This is a genomic window from Nocardioides sp., assembly GCF_036401255.1.
Classification (GTDB): domain Bacteria; phylum Actinomycetota; class Actinomycetes; order Propionibacteriales; family Nocardioidaceae; genus Nocardioides.
Map to the genome: position 1 here is coordinate 1 of NZ_DASWVI010000265.1, position 5,211 is coordinate 5,211.

The following is a 5,211-nucleotide window of genomic DNA, read 5'->3' on the forward strand; positions in this document are numbered from 1 at the left end:
GCGCGGCGTACGTCCTTGAAGCCGTGGTCGGGGCGGATCCGGACATAGACGTGCAGACCCTTGCTGCCACTGGTCTTCGGGAAGCCGACGACGCCCAGCTCGTCGAGGACCTCGTGGACGACGTGGGCGACCCGGCGGACCCGGTCGTAGGAGCAGTCCGGGCCCGGGTCGAGGTCGATGCGCCACTCGTCGGGCCGCTCGGTGTCCTCGCGGCGGCTGTTCCAGGGGTGGAACTCGACGGTGGACATCTGCACCGCCCAGATCACGCTGCCCAGCTCGGTGACGCACAGCTCGTCGGCGGTGCGGTTCCAGCGGGGGAAGTGCAGCCGGACCGTCTCCACCCACGGCGGCGCGCCCTGAGGGAGCCGCTTCTGGTGGACCTTGTCGCCGGCCAGGCCCTTCGGGAAGCGGTGCAGCATGCAGGGGCGTTCGAAGAGCGCGGTGACGATGCCCGGGCCGACGGCGAGGTAGTACTCGACGAGATCGAGCTTGGTGGCTCCGCTCTCGGGGAAGTAGACCCGGTCGGGGTTGCTGACCCGTACCACGCGGTTGTCGACCTCGATCTCGACCGAGGGGGGCTTCGACGGCATGGGGCCAGGCTAGGGGGTGGCCCGCCGTAGCGTGCTCCCATGGACTTCGACCAGCCGCCTGTGGTCCGGGTCTGGGCCGACCCCGAGCGGCCACTGCCTGCCGACGACTGGCCCATGGACGTGCCCGCGGTCGCGCAGCTGGTCCGCGACGGGCTGGAGCTGTCTCCCTTCGTGACGTTCCTCGTCGGCGAGAACGGCTCGGGCAAGTCGACGATCGTCGAGGCGGTCGCGACCGCGTTCGGACTCTCCCCCGAGGGCGGCTCCACCCAGGGCCACCACTCCACGCGGGCGACCGAGTCGCCGCTCGGCAGCGCGCTCCGGCTCCAGCGCGGCCTTGCGGCGAGCCGGTGGGGGTTCTTCCTGCGCGCCGAGACCATGCACGGCTGGTACACCTACGAGGAGCAGCAGGTCGATCCTCGGCGGCCGCGCACGGCGCCGCTGTTCCACGAGATGAGCCACGGCGAGTCGTTCCTCGAGGTGCTGCGCACCCGGTTCGACTCCCCCGGGTTCTACTGCCTCGACGAGCCCGAGGCGGCCCTGTCGTTCTCCTCCCAGCTCGGCCTGATCGGCACGCTCGGGCGGATCGTCGAGGAGGGCGGCCAGGTCCTCTGCGCCACGCACTCGCCGGTCCTCGCGGCCATGCCGGGCGCCACGATCCTGGAGACCCGTCCGTGGGGATACCGGCGTACGACCTGGGCCGAGCTCGAGCTCGTCCAGCACTGGAAGGCCTACCTGGACGCGCCCGGGCGCTACCTGCGGCACGTGCTCGACTGACGGCCTCCGAGATCGGCTGCAACGTCCCGGCGGGTCGAGGAGTCCTAAGGGTGTGACGAACGACGGGCACGAGGACGACTTCGGGGAGTTCGTCCGCGCGACCGGGACCCGGCTGTACCGCCAGGCGCTGCTGCTGACCGGGGACCACCACCTGGCCGAGGACCTCACCCAGACCACCTACGCCAAGATGTACGCGTCCTGGCGGCGGGTCTCGCGGGCCGACAACCCGGTGGCGTACGCACGGGCGACGCTGCTCAACACGTTCCTGTCCCACCGCCGGCTGCGCCGCTCGGGCGAGCTGCCGACCGACTCGACCCTCGGGCGCGAGAGCTCCGCGCCCGAGGACGACCCCACGACCCGGCTGGACCTGCTGGCCGCGCTCGCCGTGCTGCCCCCGCATGATCGGGCGGTGCTGGTGCTGCGCTACTGGGAGGACCGCTCGGTCGCCGACACCGCGCGCGACCTCGGGCTGACCGAGACCACGGTGCGCACCCGTTCGCGACGCGCCCTGGAGCGGCTCCGGCCGCTCGTCGGCGCAGAGCTCACCGAGAGGACCTGAGTGATGGAAGACCCCACGCCGTTCGGCACCGCCCTGCACGAGCGGGTCCGAGACGAGCATCCCGACCTCGACCGTCTCGTCCGGGAGTCGGTGTCCGCAGGCACCCGGATCCGGCGCCACCATCGCATCGGCGTCGCCGTCGCCGCGACCACGGTGGCCGCAGTCGCCACCGGCGGGGCCTGGCTCGCCGGCTCCGGCGGCACCACCCGTGGCGAGCCCGACTTCGCGACGCAGCCCACGGCGTCGTCGGTGTCGTCCTCGGCAGCCTCGGCCCGCGCCGACCAGCAGGCAGAGGCACGGCGACAGGCCCGCCGGGAGGCGGAGGCCCAGATCCGCGCGATGCACGCGCTCCGGGATGCACCCGTGTACGTCGACTCCCCGGACTGGCGCTGCGACCAGCCGGCCGACGAGAAGTTCACCTGCTCCCAGGAGGGCGCGACGGTCGTGGTCACCTGGCGACCGGCGGACTACCGTCCCGGCTTCCTCGACCCGGGCAAGGCCGACGTCCTCGACGACGTCCACACCTGGGTCAGCGAGGCGCACGGCGAGTTCTTCGCCACGGTCACCCCGACTCCCGGCACCACCCAGGCCCAGGTCGACGACGTCGGCCGGTCCCTGATCTGGGCCGACTGAGCGTCGAGGTCCGGACCCTCAGCCGGCGCGGCGCAGGAGCGCGAGGAACATCGCGTCCGTGCCGTGCCGGTGCGGCCAGAGCTGGACGGTGCCCGGCATCGGTCCGTCGCAGTCCGGCACGTCCGGGACCAGTGCCCGGGCGTCCTCGAGCCACACGTCTCCGCGGGACTCCAGCACCGAGGACACCACGCCCCGGGTCTCGGAGAGCACCGGTGAGCAGGTCGCGTAGAGCACGACACCGCCGGGCCGGGTCAGGTCGAGTGCCGAGGAGAGCAGCCGGCGCTGGAGCAGCACCAGGCCGAGCAGGTCGTCGGCGCGCCGGCGCCACCGCGCCTCGGGCCGGCGCCGGAGCGCCCCGAGACCGGTGCAGGGCGCATCGACCAGGACCCGGTCGAAGCGGTCCGGGGGGAACGGCGGCGCGGTGCCGTCGGCGGTGACGACCCCGAGCGTGCCGGCCGCACCCCGCAGGGCGCGCTGCACGAGGCGGGCGCGGTGCTCCTGCCGCTCCGCGGCCACCAGCCCCGCACCTCGCTGGTCGGCAAGCGCCGCGAGCAGCGCAGCCTTGCCGCCCGGGCCCGCGCAGAGGTCCAGCCAGCGGTCGTCGGGACCCTCCACGGACGCCGCGGCCAGGCTGGCCGCCACCAGCTGGGAGCCCTCGTCCTGGACGCCCGCGCGGCCCTCGGCCACGGCCGGGATCTCACCGGGGTCCCCACCGGCGAGGACCACGCCGTACGGCGAGAACGGCGTCCGCTCCCCGGGCAGCTCCTCGCGCGTGCTCCGGCCCGGACGGGCCACCAGCGTCACCCGGGGTGGCTCGTTGTCCGCGGCGAGGAGGTCGAACAGCTCCTCGGCCCCCACCGCGGAACGCAGCTCGTCGACGATCCAGCGCGGGTGGCTGTAGGCGATCGAGGCGAAGCGGGTGGGCGCCACGCGGGGGTCGGGAGCGACCCGGCCGATCCACTCGGCCAGGCTCTGCCGGGCGACCTGCCTGAGCACGGCGTTCGTGAAGCCGCCGGCGCCCGAGCTGACCTTGGCGCGGACCAGGTCCACGGTGGTGCTGATGGCGGCGTGGGTGGGCACCCGCATCGACAACAGCTGGTGGGTGCCCAGCCGGAGCGCGTCGAGCACCTTCGCCTCGACCTTGCTCAACGGCCGGTCGACGCAGGCGGCGAGGATGGCGTCGTACGTGCCTCGCCGGCGGATCGTCCCGGACACGAGCTCGGTGGTGAACGCGGCGTCGCGGCCGGAGAGACCGTGTTGTCGCAACACGGCCGGGAGCACCAGGTTGGTGTACGCGCCGTCGACCCGGACCGCCTTCATCACCTCGAGCGCCGCGAGGCGGGCGGGGTCGGCGGCGGTGCGACCGGTGCTGGTCCTGCTCCCCCGCTGCGGGCCTCGCGGCCGGGGGTCAGCCATCCCCGAGGTGCTTCCTCGACAGGCTCCGCGGGGCCTTCGCGGCCCAGGCATCGGTGATGATCTCCGCCAACTCCTCGCGCTCGATCTCTCCGAGACGGGACTGCTGGACCAGCACGGCGTTGAAGCCGTTGAAGTGGTCGATGGTGAAGAACGGGAGCCGCTCGTCCGCGACCAGCGCCTCCTTGTCGGCCGCGTCCGGTGTCGTGATCACGATCAGGTCGTCGTACGGCTCCCCCGTCCGCGGGTCCACGGCGGTCCGGCCCGGCTTGCGGTAGAGCACGAACCCCTTGCCGCGGACCAGGTATGTCGGCCGGTCGCCCCACGTGATCCCCAGCTCGACCTCGGGCAGCGACATGCAGATCTCGTGGACCGTCGGGTCCAGGTCCGCCGGATCCACCGGGCCGCTCATGGTCTTGACGGTATCGATCCCCGCGTCAGCTTTCACCGGAACCGACACCAATTCGGACGCCGGAGTCCAGACGGGCGCCACGCGCCCAGTCGGCCGCGAGCATCTGCTTGCGACCGCGGGGGCGCACCTCGCCGAGGCGTACGGCGGTCGTCGCGGTGCCGACGAGGACCTCCTGCTTGCCGATCCGGAGCTCGCCCGGGGCCAGCCGCTCCTCGGTGACGGTGACCGGCAGCAGCTTGAGTCGCTCGCCGGCGACCGTCGTCCAGGCGCCCGGAGCCGGCGTGCAGGCGCGCACCTGGTGGTCGATGGCGATCGCCGGGTGCGACCAGTCCACCCGGGCGTCCTCGACCTCGATCTTGGGCGCGTAGGTGACGCCGTCGACCTGCTGGGGCCGGGCCTCGAGAGCGCCGTCCTCGATGCCGTCGAGCGTGGCGACCATCAGCCCCGCACCGCCCTCCGCGAGGCGGGCGAGCAGGTCCCCCGCCGTGTCGGTCGGGCGGATCCGCTCGGTCATCACGCCGAACGTCGGGCCCGCGTCGAGCTCCTTCACGATGCGGAATGTGGTGGCGCCGGTGACCTCGTCACCGGCCCAGATCGCGTGCTGGACCGGGGCCGCGCCGCGCCAGGCGGGGAGCGCGGAGAAGTGCAGGTTGACCCAGCCGTGGACGGGGATCTCCAGGGCCGACTGCGGCAGCAGCGCGCCGTACGCGACCACCGGGCAGCAGTCGGGCGCCAGCGCGCGCAGGGCCTCCTGGAAGGCGGGGTCGCGGGGGTGCTCGGGCGCCAGGACGGGTACGCCGAGCTCCGCGGCGCGCACCGCCACCGGGGAC

Annotated in this window: 7 protein-coding genes; 3 read left to right on the forward strand and 4 right to left on the reverse strand. The window is 73.6% G+C overall.

Annotation, left to right across the window (positions count from 1 at the left end):
• Nucleotides 1-590, reverse strand: a 590-nt coding sequence (locus VGD85_RS12125) for a DNA polymerase domain-containing protein (protein ID WP_414690806.1), incomplete at its 3' end; no start/stop codon positions are given.
• Nucleotides 591-629: 39 nt separating this feature from the next.
• Between VGD85_RS12125 and VGD85_RS12130 the strand changes: the two genes are divergently transcribed.
• Genes VGD85_RS12130 through VGD85_RS12140 form a run of 3 tightly spaced genes read left to right on the forward strand, consistent with a single transcriptional unit; the run spans nucleotide 630 to nucleotide 2,556 of the window.
• Nucleotides 630-1,364 (forward strand): AAA family ATPase, encoded by a 735-nt coding sequence (locus VGD85_RS12130; protein WP_331063701.1) that lies wholly within the window; start codon nucleotides 630-632, stop codon nucleotides 1,362-1,364.
• Nucleotides 1,365-1,416: 52 nt separating this feature from the next.
• Complete coding sequence (locus tag VGD85_RS12135; RefSeq protein ID WP_331063702.1) at nucleotides 1,417-1,923, forward strand: SigE family RNA polymerase sigma factor; 507 nt, start codon at nucleotides 1,417-1,419, stop codon at nucleotides 1,921-1,923.
• Between the two features lie 3 nt (nucleotides 1,924-1,926).
• The gene (locus tag VGD85_RS12140; RefSeq protein ID WP_331063703.1) at nucleotides 1,927-2,556 is read left to right on the forward strand and encodes a hypothetical protein; all 630 of its coding nucleotides are present in this window, start codon (nucleotides 1,927-1,929) and stop codon (nucleotides 2,554-2,556) included.
• Between the two features lie 18 nt (nucleotides 2,557-2,574).
• Here VGD85_RS12140 and VGD85_RS12145 read toward each other — a convergent pair whose 3' ends face one another.
• The 3 genes from VGD85_RS12145 to VGD85_RS12155 form a co-directional block, all read right to left on the reverse strand.
• The gene (locus VGD85_RS12145; protein ID WP_331063704.1) at nucleotides 2,575-3,972 is read right to left on the reverse strand and encodes an RsmB/NOP family class I SAM-dependent RNA methyltransferase; all 1,398 of its coding nucleotides are present in this window, start codon (nucleotides 3,970-3,972) and stop codon (nucleotides 2,575-2,577) included.
• A complete protein-coding gene (locus VGD85_RS12150) occupies nucleotides 3,965-4,381 on the reverse strand; it encodes an MmcQ/YjbR family DNA-binding protein (protein WP_331063705.1) in 417 nt (138 codons plus the stop codon). Before VGD85_RS12150 ends, VGD85_RS12145 begins: the two co-directional genes overlap by 8 nt.
• A gap of 25 nt (nucleotides 4,382-4,406) precedes the next feature.
• The coding region (locus tag VGD85_RS12155) for a methionyl-tRNA formyltransferase (protein ID WP_331063706.1) at nucleotides 4,407-5,211 on the reverse strand (805 nt) is incomplete at its 5' end.